The 16,004-nt window shown below is 62.4% G+C and carries 16 protein-coding genes; 8 read left to right on the top strand and 8 right to left on the bottom strand.

Going from position 1 to position 16,004, the window contains the following annotated elements; genetic code table 11:
- Positions 1-17 precede the first annotated feature (17 nt).
- The 4 genes from SJI00_RS10190 to zapE form a co-directional block, all read right to left on the bottom strand.
- Positions 18-1,067, bottom strand: coding sequence for an aromatic ring-hydroxylating dioxygenase subunit alpha (locus SJI00_RS10190; RefSeq protein WP_322461600.1), 1,050 nt, complete (start codon positions 1,065-1,067; stop codon positions 18-20).
- A 72-nt stretch (positions 1,068-1,139) separates the two neighbouring features.
- Positions 1,140-2,666, bottom strand: a complete 1,527-nt coding sequence (locus tag SJI00_RS10185; RefSeq protein ID WP_322461599.1) for a 4-hydroxyphenylacetate 3-hydroxylase family protein — start codon at positions 2,664-2,666, stop codon at positions 1,140-1,142.
- 35 nt (positions 2,667-2,701) lie between these two features.
- The gene (locus SJI00_RS10180; RefSeq protein WP_416221020.1) at positions 2,702-3,469 is read right to left on the bottom strand and encodes a sulfite exporter TauE/SafE family protein; all 768 of its coding nucleotides are present in this window, start codon (positions 3,467-3,469) and stop codon (positions 2,702-2,704) included.
- 99 nt (positions 3,470-3,568) lie between these two features.
- Complete coding sequence (gene zapE, locus SJI00_RS10175) at positions 3,569-4,639, bottom strand: cell division protein ZapE (protein WP_322461597.1); 1,071 nt, start codon at positions 4,637-4,639, stop codon at positions 3,569-3,571.
- Positions 4,640-4,919: 280 nt separating this feature from the next.
- Here zapE and SJI00_RS10170 point away from each other — a divergent pair, with 280 nt between their 5' ends.
- Complete coding sequence (locus SJI00_RS10170) at positions 4,920-5,498, top strand: hypothetical protein (protein ID WP_322461596.1); 579 nt, start codon at positions 4,920-4,922, stop codon at positions 5,496-5,498.
- 15 nt (positions 5,499-5,513) lie between these two features.
- On the opposite strand, the gene SJI00_RS10165 is transcribed toward SJI00_RS10170, so the two are convergent.
- A complete protein-coding gene (locus tag SJI00_RS10165) occupies positions 5,514-5,780 on the bottom strand; it encodes a hypothetical protein (RefSeq protein ID WP_322461595.1) in 267 nt (88 codons plus the stop codon).
- A gap of 490 nt (positions 5,781-6,270) precedes the next feature.
- On the opposite strand from SJI00_RS10165, the gene hcnA reads away from it, so the two are divergent.
- The 4 genes from hcnA (at position 6,271) to cfaB (ending at position 10,645) form a co-directional block, all read left to right on the top strand.
- Positions 6,271-6,576 (top strand): cyanide-forming glycine dehydrogenase subunit HcnA, encoded by a 306-nt coding sequence (gene hcnA / locus SJI00_RS10160; RefSeq protein ID WP_322461594.1) that lies wholly within the window; start codon positions 6,271-6,273, stop codon positions 6,574-6,576.
- On the top strand, positions 6,573-7,967 hold the full coding sequence (gene hcnB, locus SJI00_RS10155; RefSeq protein WP_322461593.1) for a cyanide-forming glycine dehydrogenase subunit HcnB: 1,395 nt from the start codon (positions 6,573-6,575) through the stop codon (positions 7,965-7,967). Before hcnA ends, hcnB begins: the two co-directional genes overlap by 4 nt.
- 2 nt (positions 7,968-7,969) lie before the next feature.
- Positions 7,970-9,208 carry a cyanide-forming glycine dehydrogenase subunit HcnC gene (hcnC, locus tag SJI00_RS10150; protein WP_322461592.1) on the top strand — a complete coding sequence of 413 codons (1,239 nt, stop codon included), beginning with the start codon at positions 7,970-7,972 and terminating at the stop codon, positions 9,206-9,208.
- A 252-nt stretch (positions 9,209-9,460) separates the two neighbouring features.
- Entirely contained in the window at positions 9,461-10,645 is a 1,185-nt protein-coding gene (gene cfaB, locus SJI00_RS10145) for a C17 cyclopropane fatty acid synthase CfaB (RefSeq protein ID WP_322461591.1), read from the top strand.
- A gap of 4 nt (positions 10,646-10,649) precedes the next feature.
- Here the strand turns inward: cfaB and cls are convergent, their stop codons facing one another.
- Positions 10,650-12,089, bottom strand: a complete 1,440-nt coding sequence (gene cls, locus SJI00_RS10140) for a cardiolipin synthase (RefSeq protein ID WP_322461590.1) — start codon at positions 12,087-12,089, stop codon at positions 10,650-10,652.
- Between the two features lie 128 nt (positions 12,090-12,217).
- On the opposite strand from cls, the gene SJI00_RS10135 reads away from it, so the two are divergent.
- Positions 12,218-12,745: a DUF3617 domain-containing protein gene (locus tag SJI00_RS10135; protein WP_322461589.1), complete on the top strand. Its 528-nt coding sequence runs from the start codon at positions 12,218-12,220 to the stop codon at positions 12,743-12,745.
- A 1-nt stretch (position 12,746) separates the two neighbouring features.
- On the opposite strand, the gene folE2 is transcribed toward SJI00_RS10135, so the two are convergent.
- Together folE2 and SJI00_RS10125 are read right to left on the bottom strand one after the other, a co-directional pair.
- Positions 12,747-13,637: a GTP cyclohydrolase FolE2 gene (folE2, locus tag SJI00_RS10130; RefSeq protein ID WP_322461588.1), complete on the bottom strand. Its 891-nt coding sequence runs from the start codon at positions 13,635-13,637 to the stop codon at positions 12,747-12,749.
- Positions 13,638-13,667: 30 nt separating this feature from the next.
- The gene (locus tag SJI00_RS10125; RefSeq protein ID WP_322461587.1) at positions 13,668-14,048 is read right to left on the bottom strand and encodes a glutamine synthetase; all 381 of its coding nucleotides are present in this window, start codon (positions 14,046-14,048) and stop codon (positions 13,668-13,670) included.
- Between the two features lie 110 nt (positions 14,049-14,158).
- Here SJI00_RS10125 and zigA point away from each other — a divergent pair, with 110 nt between their 5' ends.
- Together zigA and SJI00_RS10115 are read left to right on the top strand one after the other, a co-directional pair.
- Positions 14,159-15,367, top strand: a complete 1,209-nt coding sequence (gene zigA, locus SJI00_RS10120; RefSeq protein ID WP_322461586.1) for a zinc metallochaperone GTPase ZigA — start codon at positions 14,159-14,161, stop codon at positions 15,365-15,367.
- Positions 15,364-15,996, top strand: coding sequence for a DUF1826 domain-containing protein (locus tag SJI00_RS10115; protein ID WP_322461585.1), 633 nt, complete (start codon positions 15,364-15,366; stop codon positions 15,994-15,996). The genes zigA and SJI00_RS10115 overlap by 4 nt, the downstream gene beginning before the upstream one ends.
- Positions 15,997-16,004 lie beyond the last annotated feature (8 nt).

Below are 16,004 nucleotides of genomic sequence, written 5' to 3'. Positions count from 1 at the left end.
CGGTTCACCTTCCTTGGCTACACGGATAACGTGGGGATCATGTCCAGACCTGGCAGTGCCTGGCGTTGCCGCGCTTCGCCCAAGCCGCGCAACCAGCGCCGGTACTCAAGGCCCATGCGGTCGCTGACGACATGCATTTCGGCTTTCGGGTCGAGCGGCAGACGCGCCGGGCGCTGCGATTCGACGATGTGACGGTCCTGCTCGAATACCGTGTTCTGCCGGGACAGAATCTGTTCCAGGCTCAGCTCGGCGCCGAAATTGATCGCCACGATCAGCCAGATCACACACTCGGCTTCATCCACCGGCGTGGCGTTGAAGAAGGTGCAGAAGCGCTCGGTTTCACCGGTCTTCTTCTTGAAGTAGGCCGTGGTGGGGTTGAGCACTGAATAGGTGTAACGGGCGTTGACCGGGATACCACGGTGGTCGCCGAAAGGCTGGAACACGCAGATCTCGGACGAGTGCAGACCGCGCTCGTCTTCGCTGACGGTGTATTTCTTCAACGGCTCCGGGGCATCGGGCAGGCCGTTGAGGTGGGCATGGACGAACGGAAAGTGCGACGCGTCGATGAAGTTTTCCAGCGAGCGCAGCGCATTGGCTTTGTAGCGATAGGGGCCGGCGTGGACCTTGCGGTAGCTGGCGTCCTGCCATTGAGGAAATTCCGGCAGCGGCCGTTGGGGCGCCTCCAGGCTGGCCCAGACCAGGCCATAGCGTTCCTGCGCGTAGTGGCGGAACACCAAGCGCTTGGACGATGGACACGCGCGGTCCGGGTGGGCCGGAACGCGGGTGCAGTCGCCCTGCGCGTTGTAGCGCCAGCCATGGTAAGGGCACTCGATCTCGCCGCCTTTGATGGCCCCGAGCGACAAGCGCGCCCCCCGATGGCCGCAGTAGTCTTTCCACGCCTGCACCGTGCCCTCGGCGTCGCGCCACACCACCAGGTCTTCACCCAACAGGCGCACGGCCACAGGCGTGTCGCCGTCTACCTCTTCGCTGCGCGCGACCACGTGCCATTGGTTCACCAAGGCGCAGTAATCGAGTTCTTCTCGCTTCCAATCACCGTCATACAACATCGGACGCTCCCATTTTTCAGGCAAAGGGCTGCCGGGGCAGGCCCGTTGGCTGCCCGTCGACACACGGTTGAATTAGCGGATTTCCGGTTGATTCGGGTCGAAGCGCCAGCCCGGCCGGGTCCACCCTTGCAGGTCGTAGTCGGCCATGCATTGGTCGACCAGGTGGGTGCACTGGCGCAGTACCCCGGCGCTCTCGCAGTGGCGCAGCATGTCCAGGCGTACCTGTTCGTTGTTGCCGGCGTAGTTGTGCTCGTAGAGCTCGTGGCGCCCGGCGAACTCGCTGCCCATGGCGTCCCAGAGCAGCTTGATCAGCTTCATGCGCTCGCCGGCGCTCTGGTCGGTGCCCTGGTAGTAACAGTCGATCAGCGGCTGCACGGCAGGGTTCTGCATGTCCAGCCAGCTCGACACCTGCATGATCGGTGAACCGCCGAGGATGGTGTTGAACACCGGTTTGAGCTGGCTCATCATCTGCGTGCCGAAATAGCGCACCGTGGCTGCCGCTTCCAGGCGCGGCACCACAGAGCCGTCGCTGCGCGATTCAGGGTTGAGGCAGAGGTTCTCGGTCAGTGACCACATCAGGTTGCGCAGCGCGACGATGTCGGCCAACCGCGCGCGGATGCCGCGAAACTCCGCCGAGCCGTTGGACTCCAGGACCTTGGCCAGCAGGCCGCAGATGAAGTCCATTTTCACGGCCAGGCGCGTACCGGACTGCAACGGGTAGCGATTGAGAAAGCCGGAAGCGGCGTAGAAGCTGCGCGCGCGCTCGATGTCACGGTAGATCAGCACGTTTTCCCACGGCACCAGCACGCCGTCGAAGATCAGCACCGAATCGTTTTCGTCGAAGCGACTCGACAACGGATGGTCGAACGGGCTCAAGGCGGACGCTTCATACGAGCGGCGGCACATGATCTTCAGGTTGGGGGCATTCATCGGCAGGATGAAGCACAGGGCGAAGTCTTCTTCGGCGCCGGTGCGGTACTGCGTGGCGCTGTTCTGCGCCACGAACGTGGCGTTGGACAAGGCGGCGCTGGTGGCAACCATCTTCACCCCGCGCACGATGATGCCTTGGTCGGTCTCACGCTCCACATGCAGGTAGATGTCGCGCATGTCGGCGATGTTGCGCGCCTTGCCCACGGGCGGATTGACCAGTACGTGGTTGAGGAACAGAACCTTGCGCGCGCTCTTCTGGTACCAGCTCAGGGCGTTGTCATGAAACGGCGCATAGAGGTTCGGGTCCGAGCGCAAAGTGGCGGTGAAGCCGGCCTTGTAGTCAGGGGTGCGTCCCATGAAGCCGTAGGACAGGCGCGACCAGTGGGCGATGGCATCGCGGGCCTTGAGCAGGTCCTCGGCCGAGCGTGCCGGGGTGAAGTAGCGGTGGGTCAGGTAGCCGTCAGGGTCGGCGCAGGTCATCACGTCGCGGCTGGCCGGGTCATGCAGGGCGTCGTAGAGGCGCGACACCGAATACGCACTGTTGCGCAGTGCCGGGTGTTGCGTCACATCCTCGACACGCTCGCCATAGATATAAACCTCGCGTCCATCTTGCAAACTTTCCAGGTAGTCACGGCCTGTCATCATCTCGTTACGATGCAGCTCTTCCATAAGCGCGCCTGCTTTTTTTTGTGGTTATGAATGAATCAGGAAAAATACCGCGCGATCAACATGACGCCCGAACCCAGCACCACCACGTTGATCAGCTTGAGAAATTGTTCGCGTGACATCTTCAGCGTCATGCGGCGTCCGAGCGCGATGCCCAGCACCATGCCGGGCGCCAGCAGCAAGGCCAGCCACAGCAACGAGGTGTCGAGGTAGACCCCGGCCAGGGCGAACAGCACCACGCGGGTCAGGGTGCTGAGGCCGATCAGGGTGGTCTGGGTGATGCGCATCGCTTCCTTGCTGTCGATGCGCCCACTCAGGTAAATGGCGTAGATGAAGCCGCCGCTGCCGAACAGTGCACTGAAGACCCCACCGATGGCGCCAAACGGCACAGCGCTGGCGGGGCTGAAGCGCCGTTGCGGTTTGAGCCCGCTGAGCGAATAGAGGGCATAGCCGACCACGAACACACCCAGGGCCAGCAAGAGGAAATCAGGGCGGGTCTTGAGCAGAATGGCCGCGCCGATCAGGCTGCCGACCACCATCATCGGCACCAACCGGCGCAGCTCGCTCCAGTCGGCCTTGCGCCCATCGCGGCTGACGTTGATGAAGGCCGCGCACATGTCCATCAGCGCCAGCAGCGGCACGATCTTGGCGATCGGGATGTAAAGGGCAAGGATCGGGCTGGCAACCAGCGCGGTGCCGAAGCCGGCAATGCCAAAGATGATGTAGGCGCACAGCAGCGTGATGAACACGACTGCGTAGCCGGACCAGCCAAACGAAAACACCTCAGCCATTGAATCAAGTTCCATTTGATTGAATTACAGGCACCGAGACTTCCTTGGCTCGGACAATACGGTAAAAAGGTTAGAAAGAATTTACCCCCTCACCATTGAACTTAAGTCTACTTCTCACGCTGGCGTAGATAAGCTATCGCTCGCGAGCGCGGTCAATTGCCGAAGTTGCGACAAGCGACTGCGCGTTCGGGAAATGTCCGCCACTTCAGAGTTATCCACAGCCTCGTTCAGCGGCAGTGCGCTGATCAGATACAGTTCACAGCGCTGGTCGTACAGCACATCCACCAGATTGATGAAGCGCTGCTGGGCCGCAGCCGAGGCTGTGGATAACTGCGGCAGGTCTTCGACAATCCAGCGGTCGTAGTCGGCCACCAGCGCCAGATAGTCCATGGTTGCAGTCGGTCCTTCACAGAGGTGCTTGAACGAACACTGCAAGGTCCGACCTTCCACGCCCAGCACCCGCAGCAGGCGATACCCCACCTTCAGGTCCTGACCGCCAGCGGGCCGCGGCGCCACCCCCAGCGACGTGCGCTGCGCCGCAGTGCCCGGACACACGAAGGCGCCTTGGTGAAACGGATCGGGCTCGGCGCCTTCCAGCCCTCGGTAGTCCACGTCCCCTGCCACCGAAAGAACGTCCATGCGCTGCTCGATCAGCTCGATGGTCGGCAGGAAACGCTCGTGGTAGAGCGGGTTGGGCAGGAGTTGGTCGGGCGCGTAGTTGGAGGTGGTCAGCAGCACCACGCCGCGGGCGAAGATGGCCTTGAACAGGCGACTGATGAGCATCGCGTCGCCGATGTCATGCAGGTGGAATTCGTCGAAGCAGAGCAGCCGGCAATCGCCCAGCATCTGTTCCAGCGCCGTGTCCATGGCGTGGCCGCTGTCGGCATGCTCGAACAGGCGCTGGTGCAGTTCGCGGAAGAACGCGTGGAAATGCACGCGGCGTTTCTGCGCCAGCGCGATGGCGTCGAAGAAGCCGTCCAGCACGAAACTCTTGCCACGCCCCACCGGGCCCCAGAGGTAGAGGCTGCGGGGCTGGCTACGGTGGCCGGGGGTCAGCAGCTCCTCGGCCATGCGCCCGAGGCGGTCGATGGCGGCGAGCTGGAAAGCATCGAGCGTGTAGCTGCGCTGGGCAGCGTTTGCGTGCAGCGCGGCGATCACGCGCGCGCCGGGTGAGGTCGAGGTCATGGTCTTCGTTCCTTGCAGGCCAAGGGAAGGCATTCTAGGGGCTATTGCAGCGTAGAGACATCTTCCGGAGCGCTGGCTGATCGTCATCAGGTGACCGACGCCGGGGGCAAACGGTATTCGCACGAGGTGAGGGCCGCATTCCAGGCGATGCCGGGGCGCGAGGCTTCCAGGGCAGGGCACGGAGTGTCGCGGCGTACGGAAACGTCGCCCAGGCCCAGGGGGCGGGTGGGTCGCAAGGAACGCCACGCAGTACAACCATGCGCTGCATGAGTCCCAGATCGTGGCGCTGGATGAACAGCGCAAGCTTTATCCTGCCAAAGCTGATCGTTTGAATGCGGCAGCCTGTGCATTGAAACGCTGTGCGGAATCGATTCCTAAAGACACTGCCGAGTACCGTTACTGGAAAGGCGTTCAGGGTGAAGGCGCGAGCTACAAGGAAGAGATCGCACAGCTCAAGGCGACAGGCGAGTTTGATGGGCGAGGCTTGTTCAGCGAGGTCCGGGAGTGGAGCGATGACAAGCTTGGTGCGCATAACACCGTCGTGAAAAGAGCAACTGCGGCTGGCGTTACCGTTGCTGGCCTTGTTGTAGGCGTTGGGGGATACGGCGCGATGGTGGCTACCGCTTCTGCCTGTTTGACCGGTGTTGGATGCTTGATACCCGCAAGTACTGGTGCATTAGGCTCCCTGTCGCTGTCTGAAGCTTGGCAATCGAGTTCAGGAATCACGGCGGATTATCAGTCTGATGAGCCGCAGAGGGTAAAGAGATTCGTTTTATCCAGAGACTTTTCTATGGGAAAAGAGCACGACTTTACCGTAAGGCTCTTTAAAAATTGTTTTTCAAAGGCAGTTAGAATTTAACTGCCCAGCCTCTTTTTAAATTATTTGATGAAGATTTTTCCCAAGAACATCAAGCAAGTCGCATCCGTCTCGCAGTTGCACCGCCAGCACCTTTGCCCAAGAGCTTGGCATAGACGCTTCACAGTTTTCATTTTGCTCGTTGGCAAATTCTTCCAACGCTTCAGTCACAACACGAATCCGACGCACCGCTGCATCATGCAAGATGCCAAGCGGCGCCTGTGTGTCGATCCACAGTGCTGGCGCGTTTGAATCGATGTCTGTTAAGGGAATGTATCTGCTCATCGTAGGCTCTCTACTCAAGTGATAAATACCATCACTCAAACGTCGCCAAACGAATGGGTGACAGCTGTACGCAGGTTGGCGAACCGGCAGTAGAGAAAACCGGCAGACCCGAAGGTCTCCCACGCACAGCCGTCATGAAACGACTTTGCGCGCGCGAGCTGCTGCAGAACGCTGCAAGCTTGCGCATTTCTCCACCGTCAGGTCGCCAAACCCGAATCGCTATATGAGCGACGCGCGAACTATAAGTCTTTCGCCTGTACGCGCACAATGCATTCGACGGCCAACGCCTCCTCGCTGACGGCTTGGTCAGCGATTACGACCAGTATCGCTACCTGAGGGACAACGCCCTGGCCAGCTAAGCCACGCCACACCACCTTTCATCGTCCTCCCCCTCGCTATCCACCCTCTACCCGTCACAAGTCAATTTTCCGTACAGACACCTCGCCTACCCTGTCCGACCTCTTTGACATGGACGACAAGGCAGACCCTCATGGAACGCACCCTCGACATCCAGCCCCTGGCGGCTGATCAGCTCTCGTTGCACATCAACGGCACCGCCGTCACCGCCGCCCCGGGCGAAACCGTGCTCAGCGTGCTCAACGCCGTGGGCCTACGCCAACTGGCGCGCAACGACCACGGCCAGCTCAGTGGCGCGTTCTGTGGCATGGGCGTGTGCCATTGCTGCCTGGTCGCCATCGACGGTCGGCCCAAGCGCCGCGCTTGCCAGACGGTGGTGCGCGCGGGGATGCGCATCGAAACCCAGGTGAACGCGATCAGCAGCGAGGTGGGCGTATGAGCGTGCGTCCGGTGATCGTTGGCGGCGGGTCGGCGGGAATGGCGGCGGCCATCGAGTTGGCCGGGGAGGGCGTGGCCAGTGTGCTGATCGATGAGGCGTCGCGCCCGGGCGGTGTGGTGTTTCGCGGGCCGCTGCGGGCGGGGGTCGACCTGGGCTATCTGGGCGCGCGCTACAGCAAAGCTCTGAGCACGCTGCACGCAGAGTTTGCGGCGTGTGCCGATTGGGTCGACGTACGCTTGAACAGCCGCGTGGTGGGCGGTGACGAGCGGTCGCTGGCAGTGCTCGATGAGCACGAGCAGTTGCAGCCGGTGGGTTTCGAGCAGCTGTTGCTGGCGGCGGGTTGCCATGAGCGCAACGTGCCATTCCCGGGCTGGACGCTGCCGGGGGTGATGCTGCTGGGCGGGCTGCAGTTGCAGATCAAGAGCAACGTGGTCAAGCCGCTCGGCGCAACCTTGATCGCTGGCACCGGGCCGTTGCTGCCGTTGGTGGCCTGCCAGCTGCATGCGGCTGGGGCCAAGGTGGCGGGGGTGTACGAGGCCTGTGCGTTTGGCCGTATAGCCCGCGAAAGCCTGGCGCTGATGAACAAGCCGCAGCTGTTTCTCGATGGCCTGAGCATGCTTGGCTACCTCAAGCTCAATGGCATTCCCATGCACTACGGCTGGGGTGTGGTGCAAGCGCGAGGGGAGGGCGAGCTGGATGAAGTCAGCGTGGCGCCCTATGACCAGGACTGGAAAGCCGACCTGACCCGCATGCGGCGCGAGTCGGTACAGACCCTGGCGGTGGGCTATGGCTTCATCCCGCGTACCCAGCTCAGCCAGCAACTGGGCCTGGCCCATGGCTTCAGCGACGATGGCTATCTGCGCGCCGAGTGCAACGTGTGGCAGCAGAGCAGCGTGTCGCACATCCACCTGGCCGGCGACATGGCGGGCATCCGTGGTGGCGAGGCGGCGATGCTCACGGGGCGGATTGCGGCGGTGTCGATGCTGCAGCAGCTCAAGGTGCTGAACGCCGAGCAGGCCATCGAGCGGCGCGAGCGTTACCTGGGGCAGCTGGCTGCCATCAAACGCTTCCGCTCCGGGGTGGAGCGCTACACCGCGCGTGGCCCGGCGCAGATCGAGTTGCCGCAGCCAGACACGGTGATCTGCCGCTGCGAGCAGGTGACCCGCGATGCCATCGACCTGGCCCTGGCCCAGGGCGTGCAGGACATGGCCGGCCTGAAGATGCGCACCCGGGTGAGCATGGGCGATTGCCAGGGGCGCATGTGCGTGGGCTATTGCAGCGACCGCCTGCGGGCGTCCACCGGGCGCGCGGATGTGGGTTGGCTGCGGCCGCGTTTCCCGGTTGACCCCGTACCGTTTTCAGCATTCCAGAACCTGGGCACGGAGGCCTGAGCATGACCAAGACTTACGACATCGTGATTGCCGGCGCCGGTGTGATCGGCGCCTCGTGTGCGTACCAGCTGTCCAAGCGCGGCAACCTGCGCATCGCCCTGATCGACGACAAGCGCCCGGGCAACGCCACCCGCGCCTCGGCCGGCGGCTTGTGGGCCATTGGCGAATCGGTGGGCCTGGGCTGTGGGGTGATCTTCTTCCGCATGCTGTCGTCCCAGGCCAAGCGCCAGGCCCATGGTGCCGCGGTGGCGGTGGATTCGAGCACGCCGCACATCCTGCCGCCGTGCTTCTTCGACCTGGCGTTGCAGTCGAACGCGATGTACCCGCAGTTGCACCAGGAGCTGATCGAGCGCCACGGCATGGACTTCAAGTTCGAACGCACCGGGCTCAAGTACGTGATCCAGGACGACGAAGACCAGCTCTACGCCGAGCACATCGTCAAGCATATCCCGCACCTGCAGGAGCAGATCCGCTGGCTCGACCGCAAGGCCCTGCGCGCCACTGAGCCGGCGGTGTCGGCCGAGGCCAACGGCGCGCTGGAGTTTCTCTGCGACCACCAGCTCAGCCCGTTCCGCCTGGGTGATTCGTACATGGAGGCGGCGCGGCAGAACGGTGTCGACCTGTACCTCAACACGCGGGTCACCGATGTGCTGCACCACGGCGGGCGGATCAAGGGCGTGCGCACCGAACAGGCCGGTGACTTCCATTGCGACACCCTGGTCAACGCTGCCGGTGCCTGGGCTGCCGAACTCAGCGAGTGGGCTACGGGCCTGTCGATCCCGGTCAAGCCCGTGAAAGGGCAGATCGTGCTGACCGAGCGCCTGCCCAAGCTGCTCGACGGTTGCATCACCACCAGCGATTGCTACATGGCGCAGAAGGACAACGGCGAGATCCTCATTGGCAGCACCACCGAAGAGAAAGGCTTCGACGTCAGCACCACGCTTCCCGAGATCACCAGCCTGGTGCAAGGCGCGACCCGCTGCGTACCGGCGCTGGCGCACGTGAACCTCAAGCGCACCTGGGCCGGGCTGCGGCCGGGATCCCCGGACGAGCTGCCGATTCTTGGGCCTGTGGATGAAATGCCGGGGTATTTCAATGCCTGTGGCCATTTCCGTACGGGGATTCTGACGTCGGCGATCACTGGGGTGATGCTGGACAAGGTTATCCACAACGAGGAATCGCCGGTCGAGATAACGCCGTTCCTGGCGCAGCGCTTTGCGCCGGTGGCGGTGGGGGTGTGAGCAGACCCAAGGCGGTCAGCGCCTGTCGATGACAGCGCGCTGCGCGCGGTGATCGGCACACGTGGCGTTGCCTGAAGCGCTGCTGGCCGGCAGACCTTAGTCACGAACGGTCCCTGCCAGCAAGCGCGCGGGTGCGCAGTCTGAGCTCGTGGTTTTGGTGCAAGCGGAAAATCCAGGCCGATCAACTACCCTGAATCTCGAAGCGCGGCTTCTGACGGCCACGCCCTCGTTCATTCATGGGAGGGGAGATTCATGTTTGGGCAACTTCCACCGGCGTTACAAAACCTGCATCTGCCACTGCGGCTGAAACTATGGGATGGCAACCAGTTCGATCTGGGCCCCGACCCGCAGGTGACCCTCCTGATCAAGGAACCGCGGCTGATCGGCGAACTGGCCCACCCCAGCCTCGACTCGCTGGGTTCGGCGTTCGTCGATGGCAAGCTCGAACTGGAGGGCGACATCGGCGAAGCGGTGCGGATGTGCGATGAACTCAGTGAAGCGCTCATCGATCCCCTCGACGAATCGCTGCCCGTGCGCGCCGCCCACGACAAGCAGACAGACGCGCAGTCGATCGCCTATCACTACGATGTTTCCAACGCCTTCTATCAGCTGTGGCTGGACCGCGACATGGCCTACTCGTGTGCCTACTTTCGCGAGCCGGACGACACCCTCGATGCGGCCCAGCAGAACAAGTTCGACCACCTGTGCCGCAAGCTGCGCCTGCAAGCGGGCGACGCTCTGCTGGACGTGGGTTGCGGCTGGGGAGGGCTGGCGCGGTTCGCGGCGCGTGAGTATGGCGCTCAGGTGTTCGGCATCACCTTGAGCAAGGCGCAACTGGCGCTCGCGCGGCAGCGGGTCGTGGAGGAGGGGCTGGCGGACAAGGTCGAGCTGCAGCTGCTCGACTACCGCGACCTGCCGAGCGATGGCCGCTTCGACAAAGTGGTCAGCGTCGGCATGTTCGAGCATGTGGGCCACGCCAACCTGCCGCTGTACTGCAAGACATTGTTCGGCGCGGTGCGTGAGGGTGGCCTGGTGATGAACCACGGCATTACGGCCAGGAGTGTCGACGGCCGGCCCGTGGGCAAAGGCGCCGGGGCGTTCATCGACCGTTACGTGTTCCCCAACGGCGAGCTGCCACACCTGTCGATGATCAGCGCGGCCTGTGGTGAGGCGGGGCTGGAAGTGGTCGATGTGGAAAGCCTGCGCTTGCACTATGCGCGCACGCTCAGCCTGTGGAGCCAGAACCTGGAGAACCAGTTGCACCGGGCGGCCGCGCTGGTACCCGAGCACACCTTGCGCATCTGGCGCTTGTACCTGGCCGGCTGTGCCTACGCGTTCACCCGTGGCTGGATCAACCTGCACCAGGTGCTGGCCGTGAAACCCTACGCTGACGGCCACCACGCGCTGCCTTGGACCCGTGATGACCTGTACCGCTGACGGCTTACAGAATCGGGGAAATCAACCGCGCGATGCGCATGCCCAGTTGGTGTAGGCGGTGCGTATCGCGGCGTTCTTGCGGGCTGATTTCGCGGGCGTGCTCGAAGTCTTCGAGCAGCATGTGCTCTACCTCATCGGCGAAGGCGCGGTCGATGGTCAGCAGCATGATCTCGAAGTTCAGGCGGAACGAGCGGTTGTCGAGGTTGGCGCTGCCGATGGCACTGACCTCATCGTCCACCAGCACCACTTTTTGATGCAGGAAACCGGGCTGGTAGCGGAACACCCGCACACCGGCCCGCACCGCTTCGAATGCGAACAAGGTGGTGGCGGCATAAACGATGCGATGGTCGGGACGGGCGGGGATCAGGATGCGCACGTCCACCCCGCGCAGCACGGCCAGGCGCAGCGCTGCCGAGACCGCCTCATCAGGAATGAAGTAGGGGCTGGTGATCCACACCCGGCGCGTGGCGGAGTGGATGGCTTCGAGGAAGAACAGCGCGCAGGTTTCCTGCGGGTCGGCCGGGCCGCTGGCCAGCACCTGGCACAGCACACCGTCGTCGGGGTAGCTGTCTTGCAGGATCAAGGGCGGCAAGCGTCGTGTGGCCCAGTACCAGTCTTCGGCGAAGGATTCCTGCAAGCACGCCAGCACTGGCCCGTTGATCTGTATGTGCGTGTCGCGCCAGGGTGAAAGGCGCGGGTTGCCGCCCAGGTATTCGTCGCCGACGTTGTGCCCTCCGACAAAGCCCACCTGACCATCGACCACGACGATCTTGCGGTGGTTGCGGAAGTTGACCTGGAAGCGATTGAACAGGCCGCGGCGGGTCGCGAAGGATTCGATTTCCACGCCGCCGTCGCGCAAAACCTTGTCATAGCGGCCGGGCAGGGCATGGCTGCCGACCTGGTCGTAAAGCACGAAGATGCGCACGCCCTCGGCGGCTTTCTTCAACAGGAGCTGCTGCAGCTCCAGGCCGAGGGTGTCATCGTGGATGATGAAGAACTGGATCAGTACAGTGTCGCGGGCGTTGTCGATGGCCTGGAATATCGCCTCGAAGGTCGCCTTGCCGTTGACCAGCAGCGCCACTTGATTGTTAGCCAGGCACGGCATGCGGCTCAGTTTGGGCATCGCCCGCAAGGCCCGATAACTCTGCGATTCACGGGCTGCCAGTGCCTCCTCCACCCAAGGCCGCCAGTTCAGGTCGGCCATGGCCACATGCAGCTCCTGATTGGCTTGGCGCCGCGCCTTGATGTAGGCCGAAAACGAGCGTGCGCCAAAGATCAGATAGGGGATGAGCGTGAGGTAGGGCACGAACAACAGCGACATGGCCCAGGCGATCGAGCCCTGTGCAGTGCGTACGGTGAACAGGGCATGCAAGGCGGCAACGCTACCCAACACGTGAACCGTGCCAAGCAAGTAACCGAAGAAGTACGGGCTGTGGTAATCCATGTAATGCCTGCAATCCGTGGGCAGAGCGTTAACAGACCACGAACCCGTCGCGGCGTGCAACCTGGGCGCCAAAACGACGTCTAAGCTGGGTCCGGCTTGGGGCCGGGACCTTTAAGGAGCACTCATCGATGAACATGCGTCTGCCACTGCTTGCCCTGGCCTTGGGCCTGTCCTCTCCTGCGCTGCAGGCCCAGATGCTGCAGCCAGGCTTGTGGGAGCTGACCACCAGCAACATGCAGGTCGACGGCAAGCCGCTGCCTGACATGGACTTCATGCTTGGCCAACTGAAGAACCTGCCGCCTGAGCAGCGGGCGATGATGGAAGGGGTGCTGGCCAAGCAAGGCATCACCGTTGCCGGCAAAGGGGTACGTTCCTGCTTGACCCAAGAGCAGGTCAATACCAACGACATTCCGCTGCAAGACCCACAGTCTGGCTGTACTCAGAAGATCACCGACCGCCAGGGCAAGGTGTGGAAATTCCAGTTCAGTTGCCCGCGCGCGCAGGGGACGGGCCAAGCCACGTTCCTTAGCGACCGTGAGTTCGTGACCAACGTGAGCGGTACATTCAACGCTTCGGGCGTTCAGCAGCAGGGCAGCATGAACACCCGCGCGACCTGGGTGAGCAATGACTGCGGTAACGTTCGCCCACGCACCTGAGTCACCACCGCCATTGGCTTTCAGCCACCGCATCGTGGGCATGCAGGCTTTCTGCATGTTCCACGCGCAGGTGAAATGCCTGCAATCCTTCTGCGCCTGACAGCGCGCTGTGCAGCCGCCGCGCTGCGTCCTCACAGAACATCGGATTCTGGCCGTTGGCCAAAGCGAATGCCTGTTCGTCTGCACGTTTCACAGCGGTCTGCACGGCCGTACCCAGCGCCGCTTCCAGCCTGTCGATCAGCCCGGGTAGCGGAAACACTGCGGTCTCCTGGGCGAGTCTGACTTTTATCCGTGCAAAACTTCGTTGGCTATGAGGCGTGGCAACGATGCCTTCACTGGTGCCCAGCCACTCCACGATCTGGCTGTGGTCCAGGTGTGCGGTCGTGCCGAAACGGGCAATGAACCGCTCCTGGATCAGCTGCCTGGCCAGCGCAGCCGAGCAGGGGCAGGTCGAGGAATAGGCGATTTGCACAAATAGTTCCACGTGGAACATTCCGTTGACCCTGCGTGCATGGATCTCGATGGGGTACTGCTTCCACCCCGCAAGCGGGCTGATCAGGGCTGGGCGTTTCAACAGATGTTGAAAGCGCACGCTCACATACGCCGCTTTCGATAGCCCGGCATGACTGTCCAGAAATACCTGCAACAACGTTCGCAGATTGGCTGGCGTCAGCTCAGTGCTCTCAAGACGTTCAAGTGCCACATAGAGCCGAGACATGTGGATGCCGCGCGCTTGTGGATCATCCAGGCTGACACCGGCATCGGCGACGGCACTGAGGCGTTGCCCGTTCAGCTGAAGCGGCAGGGCAATGCCACACATGCCGACCCACTCCAGCGCGGTGGACTGTGGTGCGGTTTGGGCGGCGATGTCCGGCAGGATGAAGCTGTTCATGGTACGGGGCTCCAGAGAGGAAAAAGAAAATCAGTGGCAGCCGCCGATCAAGCCGCAATGCAGATTGAAGCGTTGCCCACTGGAACTGGACACCCGGCTGATGGATGTCCACCCCACGCGCCGGCTATAACCCACCCAGGCTTCGCCGTTTGAGGCCAAGCCCGTGAAAAAGGTGATCGGGCCGTAGCGCGTGTTGGTCTGCGCCCATAAACGCCTGCCTGCCGCTTCATAGCCCCTCAAATAGAGCGAGTTGTCGGCAGTGCGCACGCTGTAGTAATTACCGCGTGCATCTTTGCACGCCACCAGGGTGGCCGAACGTGTGCAGAGCGGTAGGTCCACCCGAGGCAGGCCGTAGGCCATTGGGCACAGCACAAGCAACAACAGAACGGCAGGTAAGCGTTGGAGGGTCATTGCAGCACCAGGGATGAATCAGACGGAAACGGCTTTGCATCATTGTATTGTTATAATATAACGTATTACAACGCATCGCTCGAATGCGCCTGTCGATGAGGCCCAAGATCATGTCCACCCGTCTTCCCGTCACTGTGCTGTCAGGCTTTCTTGGCGCTGGCAAAAGCACGCTGCTCACCCACGTGCTGCGCAACCGCGACAACCTGCGCGTGGCGGTCATCGTCAATGACATGAGTGAAATCAACATTGATGCCAGCGACGTGCAGCGCAACGTCAGCCTCAACCGCGCCGAAGAAAAACTCGTGGAGATGAGCAATGGCTGCATCTGCTGCACCTTGCGCGAAGACCTGCTCGAAGAAGTCGCGCGTTTGGCGCAAGAGGGGCGTTTCGACTACCTGTTGATCGAGTCCACCGGCATCTCCGAGCCATTGCCTGTGGCAGAGACGTTCACCTTCCGTGACGAACAGGGCCGCAGCCTGTCGGATCTGGCGCGCCTCGATACCATGGTCACTGTGGTCGATGCGCTGAATTTCATGACCGACTACCAAGCCGCCGAGGCCTTGGCCAGCCGCGGCGAAACCTTGGGGGAAGAGGACGAGCGCTCGATCAGTGACCTGCTGATCGAACAAGTGGAGTTCGCCGACGTACTCCTGCTGAGCAAGATCGATCTGGTCAGCCAGCACGAACGCGAAGAACTGGCGGCGATTCTGGCGCGGCTCAATCCGCGCGCGCAGGTCGTGCCGATGGTCATGGGCCAGGTTGCATTGAGCCGCATCCTCGACACCGGCCTGTTCGACTTCGAGCAGGCGTCGCAAGCGCCAGGCTGGTTGCAAGAACTGCGCGGTGAGCACGTTCCGGAAACCGAGGCGTATGGCATTGCCGCGACCACGTGGCAGGCGCGTCGGCCGTTTCATCCACAGCGTTTTCATGACTTCATCCAGCGGCCTTGGCAGAACGGTCGCCTGCTGCGTTCCAAAGGCTTTTTCTGGCTGGCGAGCAAGCATCAGGACGCCGGTAGCTGGTCACAGGCCGGCGGCATGATGCGCCATGGCTTGGCCGGTCGCTGGTGGCGCTTCGTTCCCGGCGCGCAATGGCCGCAGGATGCCGACAGCGCGGCTGAAATCTTCAAGCATTGGACAGCCGACACTGGCGATTGCCGTCAGGAGCTGGTGTTCATCGGCCAGGGCATCGATTTCGCACGGTTATCCAGCGACCTTCAAGCGTGCTTGCTGACCGAGGCTGAAATGGCCGAAGGCCCTGCTGCTTGGCAGCGGCTGGAGGACCCGTTCGGGCCGTGGGTCGAGGAGGCCGCGGCATGATGCCGGCGTCGCGTGGCTTCGACAGCGTGCAGGTGTTCGATTCGTCGCCCCAGGTGCTGGCGGACATTCTGCGTGATGAGGTCAACCTGGCGGTCTGGCAGCGCCAGTTGCCGCCTCAGCTACAAGACTTCGCCAGTTTGGTGGTGGGCTTGCATCCGCTGCTGGCCGACGAGCGAGTGATTGACGTCGACGAGCATGAAGCACCGGTACTGGCAGGGCTGCTGAGGGGGGCGGAAGATGTGTACGGCTATGAGGCCTTCGTCGCGGATGTCACTTGGCTGATCGCGGCTTATACCTGTTTGCTCGGGGCGCGACGTATCGGCGTGCGCCTGCGGGTGCTGGAAGCGGCGATGTGTCCGCGGTTCCATGTGGACCATGTGCCGCTACGCATGCTGACCACCTACACCGGCGCAGGCAGCGAATGGGTGGAGGAAGGCAGCGTGAATCGCACACGGCTTCACGCAGAAATACCGCCTGTGGATAAGATTAAACGGCTGTGTACAGGCGATGTCTGCCTGCTAAAGGGGGAAAAATTCCAGGGAAATGAAGGGCATGGAATTATCCACAGGTCGCCGGACGTGCCTGTGGGCAGGCGCCGATTGCTGCTGAGCCTTGACTGGTTGGCATAAGGCCCCAT

It is taken from the genome of Pseudomonas gebzensis (genome assembly GCF_034427815.1).
Classification (GTDB): domain Bacteria; phylum Pseudomonadota; class Gammaproteobacteria; order Pseudomonadales; family Pseudomonadaceae; genus Aquipseudomonas.
The sequence above is the reverse complement of the archived record's forward strand: the minus strand, read 5'-3'. Positions and strand labels throughout refer to the sequence as shown.